The sequence below is a fragment of the Butyrivibrio sp. XPD2006 genome, from assembly GCF_000420865.1.
Classification (GTDB): Bacteria; Bacillota; Clostridia; order Lachnospirales; family Lachnospiraceae; genus Butyrivibrio.
On record NZ_ATVT01000005.1, the window covers coordinates 63544 to 83719 of the forward strand.

The following is a 20176-nucleotide window of genomic DNA, read 5'->3' on the forward strand; positions in this document are numbered from 1 at the left end:
TCGTTAGAACTGTTATGTAATACGAATTACTTGTAGTTTGCTGCGTTGGACTTATCTACAGGTGAGAAAGGAACCCATACATAGAGACCGTCTGAGGTAACACCCGTAACATCAGCAGCTGTGCCTTTCTTGGCGATGGCGATGGCTGTTTCTACGCAGGCAGCACCCTGAGCGCCGGCATCCTGAAGTACTGTGAACTGCATTCCGTTTGCAAGGATAGACTCACAGCCGGCAACTGTTGCATCGACTCCAACAACCGGAACTGCCTGAGGATCCATGCCAAGCTCCTGCATTGCCTGAACTACGCCGAGTGCCATGTCGTCATTATTGCAGATAACGCAGTCATAAGGCTGGTTTGTCTTTAAGAAGAGTTTAAACTCATCGCAAGCTTTCTGAGTATTCCAGTAAGCTGTATCGTTAAACGCAAAGTTTACATTTACACCCTGCTGTTTGAAGTACTTCTTAACGGCTTTTGTTCTTCCAAGTGCAGCCGGATGTCCGGGCTGACCGGAGAAGAGACAGATGTTAATGCTTGAAGGCTTACCGAGTTTGTTCCAGACATATTCAGCTTGCATCATTCCCGCATCAACTTCATAACTACCAACATACATGTATTTATCAGCTTTCAGATATGCTGCATCGGGCTCTGTGTTCGTGAACAGGATAGGAATGCCGCCAGCTGCAACTTCAAGCTGAAGTGCTGTATCGGCATTGACGGGATTACAGATGATAACATCATAGCCGCTCTTGGCTGCCTGTGAGATCTGAGCTACCTGAGCATCTACTGTATCACAGGGTTCTCCGCAATCTACTGTAACTCCGTTTTTGGCACCGGCATCAATTACGCCGTTCATAACCAGTGTTTTGAAGTTATCAAGAGTTATGGTTGAGAAGTAAACCTTTACTCCGCCACCTGATGTCGATCCTCCGCCACCGGATGAACTTCCGCATCCCATGATGGCAACTGCCAAAAGTATACTTGTCAAAAGACATGCAAATAATTTTTTAATATTTGTTTTCCTCATTATATTCCATGCCTCCTTAAATCTTAAACTTCTGAACATAGGATGTAAGAGTCTGCGATGTAGATGCAAGCTCGTGTGAATTGTCCGCAACATCCTGGCTGCTCTTTGTGATATTGTTTGCCATTTCAACCATGTTTTCACTGGTTGCAAGAATCTCGTCGGCACTGGCTGCCTGTTCTTCGGAGATGGCAGCTACGTTTGTGGCAACATCGTCAACCTTCTCGATATCATCAATCATGGCTTCGATAAGTCCGTTAGATTCCTGGATATTGTTATAAATCTGGTCGAATGTTCCAACAGCAACATGAATGAGTTCGGAGTTTTCTTTTATGCTGTCAGCACTTGCATGTGCCTGGCCTACAGCATCTCCGATAAGCTTGTGAACCTCGTCGATAAGAGCTGAAATATTGTTTGCGCTCTCAGCAGAAGTCTGGGCAAGCTTCGCAATCTGTGTAGCAACAACTGCGAATCCTTTTCCTGCTTCGCCTGCTCGTGCAGCCTCGATGGAAGCATTCAGTGAAAGGAGGTTTGTCTCCTCGGCGATTTCACCGATCATGCCGACAATGTTGGTGATCTCTTCAGATGCGGATCCAACCTTGTTGATGGATTCAACAAGTCTTTCGTTGGCATCGGAAATACCTTCCATGGCAACGCTGAGTTTTTCCATATCCTCGCGGCCTTTCTGGGAGATACCGACTGTTTCTTTCATGCTTTCATTTGCTTTATCACTGTTATCTCTTGTATCGGCAACAACCTGTGCAAGTGTTGTTGCGTTCTGAGCGATATCGTTAACAGCTGTAGCCAGCTGATCAACAGTTTCATTGAGCTGCTGCATTGCTTCAGCCTGTGACTGGGAAGCTTCGTACATAGTCTTTGAAACTCTGTCCGAGTTATCCGACTCTTCCTGCAGCTTGTCTGATTCCTGGCTGATATGCGAGAGCATGTTTCTCATGGAAGTAACGAATTCTGAAACCTTGCTTCCCATAAGACCGATCTCGTCGTTGCTGGAGTGATCAATATCAATTGTAAAGTCACCCTCTGACATAGATGTGATGTTGTTTGAAATATTGCCAAGTGGTGCAATAACTTTTCTTACAACGAAAAGCATAAGTATGATAATGAGTACGATAGCGATAGCGCCAACTGTGAAAAGAAGCATTCCCATCTGATTGACAGAAGCCAGAATGATACTTGTAGGAATATAAGATACAAGTACCCAGTCTGTTCCGGGGATCTCTTTGAATGCAACCATGTTACCTGCAATTTCTTTGCTTGTAAGGTCTCCGCTTACAATTGACTTAGCTGCTCCTGCAAGGAGAGGATTTGAGTTTGTGTCTGCCAGCGTTGTGCCGACAACAGTGTTGTCTCTGTGTGCAAGGATCTTGTAGTCATTGGTATCTACAAGGAATGAACTTGCATCCTCCATCTTTACACCGGAGTTAACGATGATCATTATCTTATTGAGGGTAACGTCTGCGCCGATGACTTTGATATTATCGGTACCATCGTTTAGAATACCGGTAGCACTGATAACGGTCTCTCCTGCGTCATTTGTATAGGCTGTACCGTATGCCATTCTGATACGGCTAAGGCCCTGTTTAAACCATGTGGCGCCGGGAACGTTACTCTCTGTCATGTCGGATTCTGTAGCTTTATAGAGCTTACCGTCAGATGTTCCGACATAGAAGCCTTTAGGAGCGTTCTCGTTGTATCCATAGTAAGTATCCAGAATCGGAACGAGTTCTGCCTCTGTAGGATTCTGGCTTTCTATAGTGTGTTTTACAGTTGTGAAGTACTGAAGGTTATCGCTCAACCATGCGTCGATGTTGTCCGCCTGGTTAGAGATAGAGGACTCCAGAGTTTCGGTGGCCATTTCAGACATTCTGTTCTTGGAAACATTAGCCGCGATGACTACCAGAGCTACTACCGTGATGATAACAACAGGAAGAATGTACGTAAGGAGCTTGGTACTGATCTTCTTGTTCTTTTTCTTCACAGAAGTTGTTGCAGATGCTTTTGCCTCATTATCACTCATTTTTTTCATCTCCTGTTCAAAAAGACATAATAAAAAATGTATAAGCTAGTACCAATAATTATAGCATTGAGCGAACACAAATAATCCATATTTCGTTACAATTTATATTCTTTTAAGAATCGGGCGCATATATTGTATAATAGATTTCAAAGCAACTAGATTTAGAGAGGTGCGTATGAACAATAACAACGAACTTGAGAATAAATATGCAGAAGAGATGAAAGCATGGCTCATGATACAGGTTGTCGGAAGAACCAGCGTGAACTTTTTTAACTCCAGAAAGCTCAAAAGAGAAATGGTAGAGAACCTGGATGTTCTTACGATGCCTGGACCTGATGGGGATGCCGGCGAGAAGCTTCTTGGCTTTGCTGACTTTTTTATAGATTCATGTCTTTCCTCAAAGGCATATTCGACGGCTGTGTTCGGAATAATGTCAATGAGTGAAGCCGGTGCGGCCACCAGACTTGCGCAGGACATAATAGAAGTAACCTATGACATTCCGAAGAGATTTGGCCTTGAGAAAGAGAGTGCTGTGCTCCGAAGAGCATTTTTAACAAAGTATAAGGAGAAGATCCAAGGCGCGCACAAGATACTTGCAGAGCTTGGAGTAGAACCTGTCAGAGAGTAAAAAGTATGCATAAGAATTTAACCATCGGCATTCTCGCACATGTTGATGCCGGTAAGACAACGCTCAGTGAGGGACTTTTGTACCTTTCCGGAGCCATAAGAAATATGGGAAGAGTGGACCACAGGGACACCTTCCTTGATACCTACGAATTAGAGAGAAGCCGCGGGATTACTATCTTTTCCAAGCAGGCTATGTTTGAATATGAAGGAATAAATTTCACTCTTCTTGATACGCCGGGACATGCGGATTTTTCTCCGGAAATGGAGAGAACTCTTCAGGTTCTTGATGTGGCAGTTCTTGTCATCAGTGCCCCGGACAGGGTTACCAGTCAGGCCAAGGTGCTTTTTAAGCTCCTGTCTCACTATCAGGTTCCCACTATAATCTTCGTTAATAAAATGGACCAGACTGATGCTCAGGGAATCGGTAAGGATGATATCATGGCTGCTCTTAAGAGTGATCTTAGCAGCCATGTTGTGGATTTTTCCGGTTCTGTTTCAGATGCCGAGACCCAGGAGGAGATTGCGGTCTGCGATGATGAGCTGCTTGAGGGATTTTTGGAAGGCAGAGCTGTTGATAAGAATGACATCATTCGTCTGATCAGGGCGCGAAAGTGCTTCCCTTGCAGGTTTGGATCTGCCCTTAAGATGGATGGGGTAAAAGAGCTTTTGGACCTGGTGTCAGCGTATATTCCCGCATCGGATGAGACCTCTGAAAATCGCATTTCAAAAGCTTTCGGGGCCCGTGTATTTAAGATCAGCCGTGATGAGAACAACAACAGGCTGACTCATATGAAGATCATCAGCGGAAGCCTTAAGGTCAGAGACCAGATAGGTGATGACAAGATAGATCAGATAAGGCTTTATTCAGGAGACAGGTATACTGCTGTAAAAGAGGCAGAAACCGGAATGATCTGTGCCGTGACAGGACTGACGGGCACAAGAGCCGGTGAAGGCCTTGGAACGTTGGAAGGAGAGACTGTAACAGAGGTTCTTCAGCCTATTCTTTCTTCAACTCTCATTCTTCCTGAGGAAGCCGATGCAATACAGGTATACGGCAAACTTAAGGCTCTGGAGGAAGAGGAGCCGATGCTTCTTCTCAATTACGTAGAGTCCACAAAGTCAATTGTGGTTCAGACCATGGGTGAAGTTCAGAAGGAAATCCTGAAACATCTGATAAAGAGTCGTTTTGATCTGGATGTGGGATTTGGCCCCGGACACATCGTATATAAGGAGACAATAGCGGCACCCGTGGAAGGTGTTGGACACTATGAGCCTCTTAGGCACTACGCTGAGGTACATCTGTTATTGGAACCCGGTGAGCCGGGCAGCGGAATTGTAACTGACAACGTATGCAATACAGATGACCTTGCCCTTAACTGGCAGAGGCTTATTCAGACGCATATTACAGAGAAAAAACATCTCGGAGTCCTTACAGGATCTGAGATCACAGATATTAAGATCACACTTCTTGCAGGGAGAGCCCATGAGAAACACACAGAGGGCGGAGACTTCAGGCAGGCTACTTACCGCGCCATCAGGCAGGGACTAATGGAAGCAAACAGTATCCTCCTTGAGCCGGTATTTGACTACAGGATTGAACTGCCCCAGGAGTTCGTGGGAAGAGCGCTCAGCGATATGCAGCGCATGAACGGAACAGTCTCATCTCCTGATATTGAAGGTGGAAAATCCATCCTTACTGGAACAGTTCCGGCAGCTTGTCTTGGCGATTACAGTACAACGCTTTCTTCTTACACAAGAGGTGAAGGCAGGATATTCACTACCCTTAGCGGTTATGCACCGTGCCATAATACGGAAGAGGTACTTGAACAAACAAGCTATGACCCTGAGCTTGATATTGATAACTCAGCCGACTCTGTCTTTTGCATGCACGGAGCCGGAACTGTTATCCATTGGAGTGAAGTAAGAAACTACATGCATGTGGATTCCGGATGGAGTCCCGATGGGAGCGGCAAAAAGACTGATCTCTCTGACAGCATTGATATGGAAGCATTGGAGAAGCTTCAGGCAAGGCTCAGAAAACAGGATGATGGCGAGAGGTCTTTTGACGAAATAGAAGAAAGACTTCGCATGGAAGATAAGGAATTAAAGGCAATATTCGAGAGGACTTACGGAGCGGTTAAGCCAAGATACGTTGAAACGGCCACCACATACACTGCCATGACTCCCGAGGAGAAAGAAGCCAGAAGGGACCTGGAGGTCGAGAATAAAAAACGCGAGAAGTATGAGAATACAAAGGGGCAGAATCCTGATGAGTACAAGGAATATCTTCTGGTGGACGGATACAATATCATTTACGCATCTCCGGAAATGGCAGCGCTTGCCAGGGATGATCTGAAAGCTGCCAGAGACACTCTGATCGATACTCTTGTGAATTTCCAGGGCTTCAGAAGAGAGAAGGTTCTTCTGGTATTTGATGCGTACAAGGTTCCCGGTGGAAGGGAACACGTAGAAGAGAAGAGTGGACTTATGATTATTTATACAAAAGAAGCTGAGACCGCCGATCAGTATATTGAGAAAGCTGCCCATGAAATCGGGAAGAAATACAAGGTTACAGTCGCAACCTCCGATGCCATTGAACAGGTGATAGTTATGAGCGCAGGCGCGATCAGAATGTCTGCAAGAAACCTTTTGGAGGAGATAGAACGCACCAATAATCTTATAAGAGAGAAACTTGAAAACATATAAAATTATTATTAAAAAACGATTATTTCTGCATATTTTTTCAGAAAAAGAGATACAATATTTTTGTGGATTTGTTTAATCATGCAGGAGGTAATCGAATGAAGCAGAAGAATGGTTCAGGTTTTAAAGCTCCCCTTGGAGTGCTCCTTATGGGAATCTCGGGTGTACTTGTACTTGCGCTTATAATCAGCATTATAATTAATAGTGCAAAGATGACCAATATTCAGGAAGATGATGAAGATCTCTACTACAACAAGCTGTATACCATCAGCACAACACTGATAAATGCGGACAGAGATCTCTATCAGGCTATGCTGGCAGCTACACAGTATCTGGCTTATGAGCAGTATGCACCTGCCGAGGTTCTTGCTGTATATGAGGATGATTACAAATCCAATTCACAGCAGGCACTTGATGGCGTTAACACGGCAACTGCCATTGCAAAAGAAAATCAGAAATTATTCCAGGAACTGCGAGATGATGACGGAGATTCTTTCTCCGATATGGCAAATAGTTTTGCTTCGCAGTATAATTCGTGGCAAGCCGCTTATAATCCTATGACAGGTGAAGGTGATGTAGAGAAATTTGCCAATGAATTCCAGGCAACAAGGGATTATATCAGTAATATGACTGATATTGTAGAGACTTGGGCTGATCAGGAAAAGACTCAGAACAGGGTATCAGTAAAGAGAGGCATTTTGATAAATGCCATCATCTTTACCATAGTTGCTGTTATCCTTCTTGTTATAACAGTGCTCATGATCATGGCTATCCTTAAAACTCTCAAGAAGATGGGACAGGATGTTGACAGGATCTCCGGAGGCGACTTTGTTACCAAGATCAAAGCCGACAGTATGATCATCGAATTCCAGAATATCATGGAAGGTCTGGAGTCCATGAGACACGAGCTCAGAAATGCTCTTGTTAAGGTTATCGATCATGCTGATACAGTAAATACCAAGGCAGAACTTGCCAAGGACAGCATTACAACCTCACAGAAGACAACTACAGATATCAGTTCTGCAGTTAACGATCTGGCGACAGGTGCAACAGCAATGGCAGAGGATGTTCAGAGTACATCTTCTGTCACAGTAAACATGGGATCTTCCGTAGATAACGTTCTTGATTCTGCCAATTCCAATATGGAAAGAGGCCGTCAGGTTTACGAAGAGTCAACTAAGGTTAAGGAGCAGCTCGAGCAGATCAAGGAGCAGGATCAGAAGAACGATCAGATGGCTACTCAGGTTGCAGACTCTGTAAATGAGACAGCAAATGTAGTTGCTCAGATCACAACCGCTGCTGAGTCCATCATCTCCATTGCAAGCCAGACAAACCTCCTTGCGCTCAATGCTTCAATTGAGGCTGCAAGAGCCGGCGAAGCAGGTAAGGGATTTGCGGTAGTTGCAGATAACATCAAGGATCTTGCCGGAGATACCAATAACCTTGCAGGTGAGATCACCAACATGCTTTCAACCATCACAGATTATTCTGCCAAGAATAAAGAGCTCACTGAGGCAATCAAGGGTGCTATCACCAATGAGACTGCAGCTCTTGAAGAGATGAGTGAGTCCTTCGATCAGATGCTTGCACTTCTTCAGGAGACAGAGGAAGGCAACAAGCAGATTGTTGAGCTTGTTAATACAATGAACATCGATAAGGAGAATATCATGAATTCCGTGGAGTCGCTCTCAAGTATTTCCGAGGAGAATGCGGCTTCAACACAGGAGACCAGTGCATCCCTTATGCAGCTTGACTCCACCATGGAATCTGTTGTTGAGCAGGCAAAAGACCTGCAGAAGATCGCCGAAGAGCTCACAACCAATGTTAAATACTTCAAGGTTGAGCTTCCTTCAGAAGAATAAAACCCCGGTCAGGAATACAGGGAGCAGACAGATAAATGTCTGCTCCTTTTTTAGTGCAACCATGATAATATGAATTGTATGGGGGATAAAGTAATGAGGATAGTTATTGTTGAGGATGAAGTCCGGATAAGGGAAGGCTTCTTTAAACTTCTCAGTAAACTGGGCGATGAATATGAAATAGTGGGTGAGGCTGAAAACGGCAGACAGGGGCTTGAAGTCTGCAGGGATAAAAAGCCTGACCTTGTTATAACGGATGTGCAGATGCCTGAGATGGACGGCCTTGAAATGCTAAAGGCCATATATGATGAGGGCCTTGATATAAAGGCCATCGTACTTAGCGCGTACTCTGAGTTTGAATATGCAAGAACCGCAATGAAGCTCGGAGTTACTGAGTATCTGCTCAAACCGCTTAATATATCCGATTTTTCAACAGCTCTTGAGAACATCAGACATCAGATGGAAGAGGATAAGAGAAAAAAACCTCAGGCAGTGGGAACGCTGGATCAGGTAATGCGAGAGATCATCGGCGGCCGTATGACTGCGGATGATGAAGTAGAAAAGTATCTCAGGAAGAACTACGGCATTATCGGAACTCAGAAGTTCATCATCCTGTGTGACTATCTCGGAAATCAGTATGAGAGCCGGTGGCAGAGAGAGCAAAAAGAGCTGTCGAACTCGCTCTCTTTTTACGAAGGCATAAACTATCTGATCCTTGATATGGAGTACAGAAAATCACTGATAGCAATAGTTTATAAGTATAACAGTGCAACTGACTTTGAGAGATGGATCCAGTTTCAGCTTCTGCACAAGCTGCAGGGAAGTTCGGCAATGGGATTTACAGAGTGTGCTGGCCTGGACGGTATAAGCAAGGGTATAAACGATCTGTATCCCTATATGGACTGGAATATCTCTTTTGAAAAAGACGTCCTGATATCCTATCCAAAGATCACCCAGGTGCAGACATCATTGTGTGTCTATCCGCAGGACCTTGAGGCCAGAATGAAGACAGCCATCTGTGCATCAGATTTTGCGCTGGAGAAAAAACTGATGGATGAATTTGAGGAGAGCTTCCATGACGGAAAAGTTTATGACCCGAGGGAGATCAAAGAGTGCTTTGTCAGATTTATCTGGTCGGTGATCGAGATAGCCAAGGACATAGGAAATGAGAGAGTAGCTGAGCTCCAGCAGCAAAAGCTTTTGGATAGCATCATGAATGCCAAATTGAGATCAGAGCTTTTGACTGTCTGCAGCGATATTATAGATATGCTGACAGTGACAGAGGTTACTTCCGATACGGAGACTCTCACGGTCAAACGCGCCAAGAGTATGATCCATGAATTCTATCACACCGGAATAACTCTGGATGAGATCGCAGAGAGGCTCTCAATCACACCGGAGTATCTCGGGACCCAGTTCCACAAGGAGACCGGAGAAAACTTCAGCACTTATATCAGAAATTACCGTATCGGCAAAGCCAAAGAACTTTTGGTGGGAACCGGTATGAAACTCTATGAGATAGCAGAGAGAGTCGGGTATTCCGATCCCAAGTACTTCAGCAAAGTCTTCAGGGATGTTACAGGCATGCTTCCTGCCGAGTACAGAAAGTCTTTGAAGTGATGTCAAAACCACATTAGAATTTTCCACCTTTTTCAGATTTCTCGTGTTTTGGTATCTCTTTTCCCAAGGTATTATTTAGAAAAAGAGATATTGAAAAGGGGAAGAAGATGAAAAAAGTAAAAGAATTTTTCAGATATGAAAATGCAGGATTGTTGTTCATTCTTCCTGCATTTTTATATATGCTGGTTTTTGTCGGGTATCCGATACTCAGTAACCTGATTCTGAGCTTTCAGGATGTATCGGTAAAAAACCTTGTCCACGGGCAGAAGCACTTCGTTGGATTTACCAATTATATGCAGATATTCGGGGATGAGGTGTTCAGAAAGGCGATGGGAAACACCTTAAAGTTCACCATCTACTGCCTGATATTCCAGTTCCTTATCGGATTTTTACTGGCTCTTTTGTTCAATAAGAACTTCACATTTGCAAAGACAGTCAGAGGTCTTACCATGATACCCTGGATGATGCCGATGACGGTCACTGCGCTGATGTTCAAATTCATGTTCTCCACAGATGTCGGAATCATCAATTATATCTTAAAGTGCCTGCATCTCATTCAGAACAACGTTGAGTGGCTGACGACGCCGAGGACGGCTATGATAGCGGTGGTTGCAGCCAATGTCTGGATAGGAATTCCTTTTAACACAATTCTTTTGGCAACAGGTCTTACCACTATACCTCAGGAGCTTTATGAGAGCGCATCGGTCGATGGCGCAAACGGATGGCAGCAGCTGATAAAGATAACGCTTCCGCTCCTTCGGCCAACCATTGAGTCGGTGCTGGTCCTTGGATTTATCTACACCTTCAAGGTGTACGATCTTGTTTATGTTATGACTGAAGGCGGACCTGTTAATTCGACGCATCTTCTTTCCACCTATTCCTACAAGCTTTCCTTTGATCTGTTCCAGTACAGCAAGGGATCGACAGTTGCAAACGTACTGTTCCTGATACTGTTTCTTGTGGGACTGTTATATCTGAAGATTACAATGCAGGGGGAGGAAGACTGATGGACGAGAAGAAAATAACAGGAAAGAGCAATGTAATCTTATGCATCGTATCGGTGGTGATCCTGGTACTGCTTCTTTTCCCATTGTTCTGGACACTTATAACATCTTTTAAGACGGAAAAAGAAATATTCATGATACCGCCGACATGGTATCCGCATGAACTAAACACCAAGTCTTATGCGGCTCAGATAGAGAACGGTGACTTTAACATGTTCAAGTCGTTCTTTAACAGTTTTGTGATCTCGACAGGCGCTATGCTGATTGCAGTAGTCCTGGCGGTTCCTGCGTCTTACGCCATTGCGAGATATAAGTTTGTCGGAAGGAAAGCAATGCTCCTGGGATTTTTGGTAACACAGATGCTGCCGGTATCGGTTCTTTTAACCCCGATGTTCATAATGTTCAGGAATATGAAGATCTACAATACCTGGTGGGCTCCTGTTCTGGCAGATGCAACCATCGGAATCCCTTTCTCCGTACTGATACTGAAAAACTATTTTGCATCAATACCAAAAGCCCTGGAGGAAGCTGCCTACATTGACGGGTGCACAAGGATGATGGCATTTATGAAGATACTTGTTCCCGTGGCAAAGCCCGGAGTTATTGTATGTGCAATCTTTTCATTCCTCTATGCCTGGGGAGACCTTGCATATGGCATGACATTTATCCTGGATCAGGAGAAAAGACCTATCACAGCCGGAATCTTTAATTTCATGGGACAATACGGAACCAAGTGGAGCTATCTGACTGCTTTTGCGATTGTGGCTATCATACCGGTAACACTTATCTTTATCTTCATGCAGAACTATATCATAAGCGGAATGACAAACGGAGCAGTAAAAGGATAATTCTTGAAACGAATGACCGTGGAATATATGATAAATCAGAGGAGATATTATCCTCTGATTTTTCATTTGGGGGGTGGGGATGAGTATGAAAAAAACGAGCCTGCGAAACAGACTGATCAGGGTCTTTATTCTGACTTCCATGCTACCTATTGTTATATTGGGAGTCTTTTCATATATGAGCATGTCGGCGACTCTTTCACGGAACACCGAGATGATGTCTAAGAGCAGCTTAAAACAGCTGGATAATAATCTGAACATTTCCCTGGATGCATATGAGGATGTGCTTTATCAGCTCTACACCGACGACAACATGGTAAAGTGGGTGTTTGAGATAGACGAGGGCACAAACGAAGCTGTGGCTGTAAACCAGATGAGACGGTTTATGAGTTCGCTCCTTTATACCAAGGACTATATCAGGGCAGTATCCGTTATCACGCCGGGGGGAGAGCTTGTGACGTATGAGCAGATGACTCCCGCCACGTATAAGAGCTCCTGGATGGATAATTTCAGCAAGACCGAGGATGAGCTTTATATGGATATTTCAAGGGATAACGGAGTGCATGTTTATCCCACGGAATTCGGAACAAACTTTGCCAAAAAGGATTACTACCTCTTTCACATAGCCCACAGGATAATCGATTACAAGAGTCTTACCAAGGATTGCGGAGTCGTTATCATAAGCGTGGACGAGGATTTCCTCAAAGACATATGCTTAAGCTCAAGTGATGATACGGGAATCTTTAATTTCCTTGTTGATGATAAAGGACAGATAGTCACCTTTGGAGATGAATCGGAAGTCATCGGAACACCTGTTACGGATGCGTCCGGCTCAGATGAAAAGAGACTTTCCGACTACGAGCTCTTTTTACATAAAAACTATCCTCAGCTGGCCAAAGAGGCTGCGGTATTTCTCATGCACGACGATGAGCTCTCCTGGGATGTTGTAAATGTCACAAGCCTGTCGGAGCTTACAAGACTTCAGAGAAGACAGCTGTTTCTTATTGCTGTTGTCGGAGTCCTGGTGATGGTGGTTGTTGTCCTGATGTCCACAGGTCTTTCGGCAAATCTTGTTAAGTCAGTCAACTACGTCACAGGCAGAATGAAGCAGGCAAGAAACGGCGATCTGTCTGTCCGCGCGGAAAAAGACAAGGCGATGCCGGCGGAGATTGAGACTATAGCAGATGCTTTTAACGACATGATGAAAAAGCTCAACGTGGCTCTGACGAACCAGCAGGAAGCTCAGATTGCTGCGCTGGAAGCACAGATAAATCCGCACTTTCTGTACAATACGCTTGATACCATCAACTGGATGGCGATAGATAAGGACGAGTACGATATCAGCAATGCAATAAGCGCCCTTGCCAACATCCTGCGCTATGCTATTGTAAACAGCAACGGAGAAGTCACCATCAGGGACGAGATGGAGTGGCTGAGGAAATATATCTACCTGCAGCAGTACAGGGTCAAGAACAGCTTTTCTTATAACGCATTTGTTGAGCCCGATGCACAGAATGCTATAGTGCATAAGTTGCTCCTTCAGCCGTTTGTAGAAAACGCCATCAAGCATGGATTTACTCCCGAGCAGGAGGATGCAGAGCTCAAGGTTTATGTAAGCTGCAATGACAGATCTTTGGAGATTGTAATAGAAGATAACGGAAAGGGCATGGATCCTGAGGTTATTGAGAAGATCAACAGGCGCGATTTTGAGACGCTAAAGGGCAATACAAATATCGGTATCAGCAACGTGGTGACAAGGCTTGAGATGTACTACGGGAAAGACGGAAAAATGAGAGCGGTTCCCGATATGGATAAAGGAAGCCGTATTGTCATCGATATTCCGCTCAAGAAAAAAACAGATTAGAAAATTCATCCTTTTTAAGTTTTGTTGAGTTTTTTACTCCTTATTTATGGGAGATAATTCCATTGTAAGCAAAACTTATAATGTACCGAACAATAAGGAGGGACACATGAAAAAGAGGTTATTGGCTACAGTACTTAGCGCCGTAATGGCAATATCCTTGATGGCAGGCTGCGGAGCAGCAAACACAGCTGATTCGGGGGTAAAAGGAGCAGCACGGGAGAGTGAGACTAAGACAGAGACTGCCACAGCCAAAGAGGCAGATCCTGTTCCTGCATCCGATGATGCTTCAGGTGATGTAACAATATGGTATTACTGGGAGACTGCAGGACATCAGGAAGCTCTTGATCATATCATACAGGAGTTCAACAACCAGCAGAGTAACATCAAGGTTCAGGCTAAATACGTACCGTTTGCGGATTTCAAGAAACAGCTCTCCATAGGAGCTTCGGCTGGAGAACTTCCCGATATTGTTATTCTTGATAATCCTGATCACGCTTCATACGCTGCAATGGGAATTTTTGCAGATATAACAGACAGATTCGACGTCAGCTCATATTATCCCGGACCTGTAAATTCCTGTACACTGGACGGAAGACTTTACGGTGTTCCTTTCGGAAGTAATGACCTTGTTCTTTTCTACAACGAAGACATGCTTAAGGATGCGGGCTGCGAAGTACCCAAGACCTGGGACGAGCTTCTTGACGTAGCTAAGAAGACAACAAAGGGAAATGTATACGGCTTTGCACACTGTGCACTTCAGAACGAAGAGGGAACATTTAACTTCCTTCCTTGGGTATGGTCAACAGGCCAGACTTCATATGAGATCAATTCTGAGGGCGGAATCAAGGCACTTGAGTTTGAAAAGAGTCTTGTTGAGTCAGGAGCATTCCCTAAGGAAGCAATCAACTGGACACAGGGCGATACAATGAACCAGTTCATTTCAGGAAACCTTGCAATGATGATCAACGGAACATGGCAGATTCCTACAATGCGTGAAGAAGTTCCGGATCTTAACTGGAACGTTGCACCAATTCCTCAGGACAAGCAGCAGGCATCAGGTCTTGGAGGAGAGAACTACGCAGTTATAGCAGGAGGCAATGAGGAGGCAGCAATTGCATTCCTTCAGTATGCTACAAGCGGTGAGACATGTCTTTACATGATGGATCACATGGGATACATTTCATCAGATTCCAAGATCGCAGAGACACAGTTCAAGGGTGATGCAGTTTATCAGGTATTCGTTGATGAGATGAAGTACGCAAATGCAAGAGGACCTCTTCCTGAGTGGCCTGACATTTCAGATGCTATTTCACTTGCATTCAACAAAGTTATCACAGGTGAGAGCGCTCCGGATGCTGCGGCAGCAGAGGCTCAGACAACAATCGATTCAATACTTGGAAATTAACCTGTCAATACAAAATTTAAATGGATGAAAATGCAATGATTTTTGCGGGCAGAGAACTATCTCTGCCCGTACTTAATATAGTAAAATCAAAAGAAAACGCTTAGGAGAGTTGGGGAATGAAGACTGTAATTAACGATCCGTTTTTTAGCAGGTACAAAGAGCTTGTCAGGACCAGAATGATTCCATATCAGTGGAAGGTATTAAATGACGACATAGACATAAAGATTGAGAAGGAAAGAAATGATGCCTCTATCCCCAGTGAGAAGAGTCATGCCATCGAGAACTTCAAGATAGCTGCCGGCAGGACAAAGGGAGAACACTACGGCTGGGTTTTCCAGGACAGTGACGTCTACAAGTGGCTGGAGGCAGCTGCATATACATTAAAAGAACATCCTGATGAGGACCTCAAAAAGATCACAGACGAAGTGGTTGATTTAATAGCAGAAGCCCAGGAAAAGAGCGGATATCTCAATACGTACTTCACCATTATGGAGCCTGACCACAAGTACAAACGCCTTGGAGAGAGCCATGAGCTGTACTGCGCCGGCCACTTTATAGAGGCAGCAGTCGCATATAATCAGGTGACCGGAAGCAAGAAGGCACTAGATATAGCTGTAAAGCTGGCTGATCATATTGACTCTGTCTTTGGCCCTGAGGATGGCAAGATCCACGGCTGCGACGGACACGAGGAAGTTGAGATAGGCCTTATGAGGCTCTATCACCTGACCGGTTGTGAGCGCTACATGAAACTGGCTGAGTACTTCCTGCTTCAGAGGGGGCAGGATCCTGACTTTTTCAAAAGACAGTTCAGAGAAGATACAGGTAAGCCTGCAATTGGGGGACTTTACAATGCACCACTTACTTATTTCCAGATACACGCACCTATCCTTGAGCAGGACAGCGCAGAAGGGCATGCTGTAAGACTTGTATATATGTGCACGGCACTGGCCGACGTTGCTGCGTCTACAGGCAATAAAGACATTGAGGCAGTCTGCAGGAGAATCTGGAGAAATATAGTTGATAAGAGAATGTATATCACAGGAGGAATCGGCTCTACGGTGAACGGAGAGTCTTTTACCCTGGACTATGATCTTCCCAATGACACAATGTACTGCGAGACCTGTGCATCAATAGGACTTATTTTCTTTGCAAGACAGATGCTGAGGCTTGATTCAAACGGCGAATTTGGGGATGTTATGGAGAGAGCTCTCTACAACACCGCACTTTCAGGAATGGCGCTGGACGGAAGGCACTTTTTCTATGTTAATCCGCTGGAGGTTGTTCCCGAGAAGTCAGAAAAAGATCCGACAAAGAGCCATGTTAAGATAGTTCGTCCCGACTGGCTGGGATGCGCGTGCTGCCCTCCTAATCTTGCAAGACTGCTGGCATCTGTTGAGGATTACATCTACACGGATAAGGGCGATACAGTCCTTGCAAATCTCTTTATAAAATCAAGGATGGAGAAGGAATATACAGGAGGGAAGCTGACTGTTCAAATCGACGCCGATTACCCGAGGAATGGAAGGATTTCTTTTACCATAAACAATACAGGATCGGCGGCAGCAAAAGTCGGCATCAGGATTCCGGGATGGTCTGAAAATACTCATGCAGAAGTAAACGGAGCCGGGGCTGATATTACTGCAGAAAGCGGCTACTGGTATATCGAAGCGGAAAGCGGCGAAACAGTTGTGACACTTTTGCTTGATATGACTCCAAGCAGATGGTATGCAAATCCGCTGGTTTCGGAGGATGTGGATAAGGTGAGCGTTACAAGAGGACCTCAGGTGTTCTGCGCAGAGGGAGTTGATAACGGAGAGAACCTTCATCTTCTGAGCCTTCCAAAGACTTCGGAGCTTGAGTATAAATGGCATGACGAACTGCTGGAAGGTGTCGGGGTTATCGAGGCAGACGGCTTCAGAACTGCAATCTCCGGACAGGGCGGCCTTTACAGAAAGTCCGGGGAGGCTGTTACTGAACCTGTGAAGATCAGGATGATACCGTATTATGCATGGGCAAACAGAGGGCGCAATGAAATGCGCGTCTGGCTGTACGAAAAGGGGTAAAACATATGTTGAGGGTTGATGGCAAGAGACTTGTATATCACTACGATGCGGAAGAGCTGTGGATTGAAGCATGGGGGAAGAATGCAGTAAGAGTAAGGGCAACCAAGCAGGGTGCGATGCCTGATACTGACTGGGCACTTACGATTCCGCAAAGTGAAAAGGCGGATATAGAGATTACAGAGACAGGCGCTGTGCTCAAAAACGGAGCACTCAGTCTATCTGTGTCAAACGGCGGCAAGATAGTTATATGCAAGGAAGACGGCACTAAAGTCTTCGAGGAATACTGGAGAAACAGAAGAGATATAACGGATCCGAAGTGCAGCTCCATTGAGGTGGAGGCCAGAGAGTTCAGGCCCAATGTGGCAGGGGATTATCATGTGACAATGCGCTTTGAGTCCCTTGATGACAATGAAAAGATATACGGAATGGGACAGTATCAGCAAAGGAGTCTGGAGCTGAAGGGGTGCGATCTTGAGCTTGCCCACAGAAATTCTCAGGCCAGTGTGCCCTTTGCTGTTTCGTCACTGGGGTACGGGATTCTATGGAATAATCCGGCTGTGGGACGTGCTGTCTTTGGCAAGAATGTCATGAGCTTTGAGGCTTATGCGACCAAGTATATCGATTACTGGTTTGTTGTGGGCAACACTCCTGCAGAGATAGTAAACGCCTATGCGTCGGTTGCGGGAACAGTTCCCGTTATGCCTGAATACGGGCTTGGCTTCTGGCAGTGCAAATTAAGATATCAGACTCAGGATGAGCTTATGGGCGTGGCAAAAAAGTACCATGAGATGGGAATTCCTCTTGATATGATCGTGTGTGATTTCTTCCACTGGCCAAAGCAGGGTGAGTGGAAGTTTGATAAGACCTACTGGCCGGATCCCGCAGCTATGGTAAAAGAGCTGAATGACATGGGGACGGAGCTCATGGTCTCAATCTGGCCGACTGTGGACAGAGAGAGCGAAAACTTTGATGAAATGCTGGAGAAGGGATTCCTTATCAGAACAGAGAGAGGCTTCAGGACGGGACTGAATTTCCAGGGAGCTACCATCCACTATGATGCCACCAATCCGGGAGCAAGGAAGTATCTCTGGGATAAGGTCAAAAAGAACTATTATGAGCTTGGGATAAAGACCTTCTGGCTTGATGAGGCGGAGCCTGAGTACACCGTATATGACTTTGATAATTACAGATATTTTATGGGGACCGACCTTGAGGTTGGAAACATCTATCCCGTTGAATATGCCAGAACTTTCTATGAAGGTATGAGCGCTGAGGGACAGGAGAATATTGTAAATCTTCTGCGCTGCGCCTGGGCTGGAAGTCAGAGATACGGAGCACTTGTATGGTCCGGAGATATTGCTTCAAGCTTTGACTGTATGAGAGATCAGCTCTCTGCGGGACTTAATATGGGAATTGCGGGAATACCGTGGTGGACAACGGATATCGGAGGTTTCCACGGAGGTAATCCCGATGATCCCGGGTTCAGGGAACTGTTTGCAAGATGGTTTGAATGGGGAACATTTTTGCCTGTCATGAGGCTTCACGGCGACAGAGAACCGCGCCAGCCTCAGTTTGGAGAAACCGGCGGTGCAACCTGCAGATCCGGAGCTCCCAATGAAATCTGGAGCTACGGAGAGGAAGTCCTTGAGATATGTAAGAAGTACATTAAGCTCCGTGAGTCAATGAGAGATTATATACGCGACATAATGAAGCAGGCCCATGAGAAGGGCAGCCCTGTCATGCGTACACTCTTCTATGAATTCCCCGAGGACGAGGAAGCCTGGAGGACAGAAGATGAGTATATGTTCGGTGACAGGTATCTGGTAGCACCTGTATTTGAAGCCGGAGCAAGAAAAAGACAGGTATACCTTCCAAAGGGCTGCAGCTGGAAACGTTACGGCTCTGATCAAATTCTTGATGGAGGCCGATTCATTACTGCAGATGCGCCTTTAGACGAAATACCTGTCTTTGAAAAAGTCATTATTTGCTGAGTCTTAAGATCTCAGTGTACAGAAGAATAAGTGGTGCAACACCCTTAGCTTCGTTCTCCACAACGGGCTCAGAGAAGTAATACTCAAGAGATCCGTCCCTGTGCTGAGGACCGCCAAGGCCTGCCACCAGGCAGATTCCGCCAAGCTTTGGAGTGCCGTCTTCGTTTCTTGAGAGGTACTTGTCGGTGATACCGTCGAAGGCCTTCATTGCGATATCGGTAAATCTCTTAGGAAGGTAACCGAGGCGCACACCCTTTAACAGACCGTAAGCAATAAGTGCTGTTCCTGAGGTCTCAAGGTAGTTTCTCTCATCATCTTTTTTATCAACAACCTGGTAGAACATTCCACTTTCATCCTGGAAAGGGATAAGGGAATCTGCCAGGTCTTTTAACATGGACTGAAGATAGCGCTTCTCATAGTACATGGATTCGTCCATGGCCTCTGCGGTATCAACAAGGGCAACCGTGAACCAGCCAAGAGCTCTGAGCCAGAAGTTTGGACTGAGGCCTGTCTCTTTGTCGGCCCAGTACATCTCGCGGCTCTCGTCGTAGCCGTGGTAGTAGAGACCTGTCTTTTTGTCCTTCATGAGAGCTTCTACATTCTTGAACTGTTTGAAGGAATCAAGGCAGCCCTGCATCTTGTTGTATCGCTTCTCATATTCCATGTAGAATGGCTGTGCCATGTACATTCCGTCAAGCCATACCTGATAAGGGTAGATGTTCTTGTGCCAGAAATTGCCGGCCTTGGTCCTTGGCATGGTGTCCAGCTGGCTTCTTGCGATGTCCATGGCCTTTCTGTACTTCTCTTTTCCCGTAAGATCATAGAGCTTAAAGAGATTCTTGAACGGATTGATGTTGTCCAGATTGTATTCCTCGGTGCTGTAGGTCTTGACCGAGCCGTCATCCTGAACAAACCAGCCGATGAAGTTGTCTGCAAAGTCGAGATATTTCTTATCGCCTGTCATGTCGTAGAGTGACAGAACAGCTGCGATCATGCAGCCGTCGATGTAGTTCCACTTGTTGGGCTTACCTTCCAGAACCTTTTCGATATTCCAGAAAGGATGCTCTGCATCTGACTTATCAAGCAGATAGTCGACATATTCGTTCAACATTGCGTAAGTTTCTTCTCGTGTCAT

General features: G+C 45.4%; 13 protein-coding genes. 10 read left to right on the top strand and 3 right to left on the bottom strand.

The features are described 5' to 3' along the window. Nucleotides 1–26 precede the first annotated feature (26 nt). The gene (locus G590_RS0107230; protein ID WP_022765007.1) at nt 27–1025 is read right to left on the bottom strand and encodes a substrate-binding domain-containing protein; all 999 of its coding nucleotides are present in this window, start codon (nt 1023–1025) and stop codon (nt 27–29) included. A gap of 16 nt (nt 1026–1041) precedes the next feature. Further along, the gene (locus tag G590_RS0107235; RefSeq protein WP_022765008.1) at nt 1042–3060 is read right to left on the bottom strand and encodes a methyl-accepting chemotaxis protein; all 2019 of its coding nucleotides are present in this window, start codon (nt 3058–3060) and stop codon (nt 1042–1044) included. Between the two features lie 175 nt (nt 3061–3235). Between G590_RS0107235 and G590_RS0107240 the strand changes: the two genes are divergently transcribed. From G590_RS0107240 to G590_RS0107285, 10 genes are all read left to right on the top strand, one after another. Beyond that, the gene (locus G590_RS0107240; RefSeq protein ID WP_022765009.1) at nt 3236–3688 is read left to right on the top strand and encodes a DUF6553 family protein; all 453 of its coding nucleotides are present in this window, start codon (nt 3236–3238) and stop codon (nt 3686–3688) included. A 5-nt stretch (nt 3689–3693) separates the two neighbouring features. Next, nucleotides 3694–6393 (top strand): translation factor GTPase family protein, encoded by a 2700-nt coding sequence (locus G590_RS0107245; protein ID WP_022765010.1) that lies wholly within the window; start codon nt 3694–3696, stop codon nt 6391–6393. A gap of 95 nt (nt 6394–6488) precedes the next feature. After that, entirely contained in the window at nt 6489–8252 is a 1764-nt protein-coding gene (locus G590_RS0107250) for a methyl-accepting chemotaxis protein (RefSeq protein ID WP_022765011.1), read from the top strand. A gap of 93 nt (nt 8253–8345) precedes the next feature. Beyond that, nucleotides 8346–9869, top strand: coding sequence for a response regulator transcription factor (locus G590_RS0107255; RefSeq protein WP_022765012.1), 1524 nt, complete (start codon nt 8346–8348; stop codon nt 9867–9869). A gap of 107 nt (nt 9870–9976) precedes the next feature. Further along, nucleotides 9977–10876: a carbohydrate ABC transporter permease gene (locus tag G590_RS0107260; protein WP_022765013.1), complete on the top strand. Its 900-nt coding sequence runs from the start codon at nt 9977–9979 to the stop codon at nt 10874–10876. Next, the gene (locus G590_RS0107265; RefSeq protein WP_022765014.1) at nt 10876–11721 is read left to right on the top strand and encodes a carbohydrate ABC transporter permease; all 846 of its coding nucleotides are present in this window, start codon (nt 10876–10878) and stop codon (nt 11719–11721) included. Before G590_RS0107260 ends, G590_RS0107265 begins: the two co-directional genes overlap by 1 nt. 79 nt (nt 11722–11800) lie before the next feature. Further along, nucleotides 11801–13582 (top strand): cache domain-containing sensor histidine kinase, encoded by a 1782-nt coding sequence (locus G590_RS0107270; protein WP_022765015.1) that lies wholly within the window; start codon nt 11801–11803, stop codon nt 13580–13582. A 106-nt stretch (nt 13583–13688) separates the two neighbouring features. Then, nucleotides 13689–14987 carry an ABC transporter substrate-binding protein gene (locus tag G590_RS0107275; RefSeq protein WP_022765016.1) on the top strand — a complete coding sequence of 433 codons (1299 nt, stop codon included), beginning with the start codon at nt 13689–13691 and terminating at the stop codon, nt 14985–14987. A gap of 116 nt (nt 14988–15103) precedes the next feature. Continuing rightward, nucleotides 15104–17050, top strand: coding sequence for a glycoside hydrolase family 127 protein (locus tag G590_RS0107280; protein ID WP_022765017.1), 1947 nt, complete (start codon nt 15104–15106; stop codon nt 17048–17050). Nucleotides 17051–17055: 5 nt separating this feature from the next. Next, complete coding sequence (locus G590_RS0107285; RefSeq protein WP_022765018.1) at nt 17056–19041, top strand: glycoside hydrolase family 31 protein; 1986 nt, start codon at nt 17056–17058, stop codon at nt 19039–19041. On the opposite strand, the gene G590_RS0107290 is transcribed toward G590_RS0107285, so the two are convergent. Next, nucleotides 19031–20176: a glycoside hydrolase family 88/105 protein gene (locus G590_RS0107290; RefSeq protein ID WP_022765019.1), complete on the bottom strand. Its 1146-nt coding sequence runs from the start codon at nt 20174–20176 to the stop codon at nt 19031–19033. The genes G590_RS0107285 and G590_RS0107290 overlap by 11 nt on opposite strands.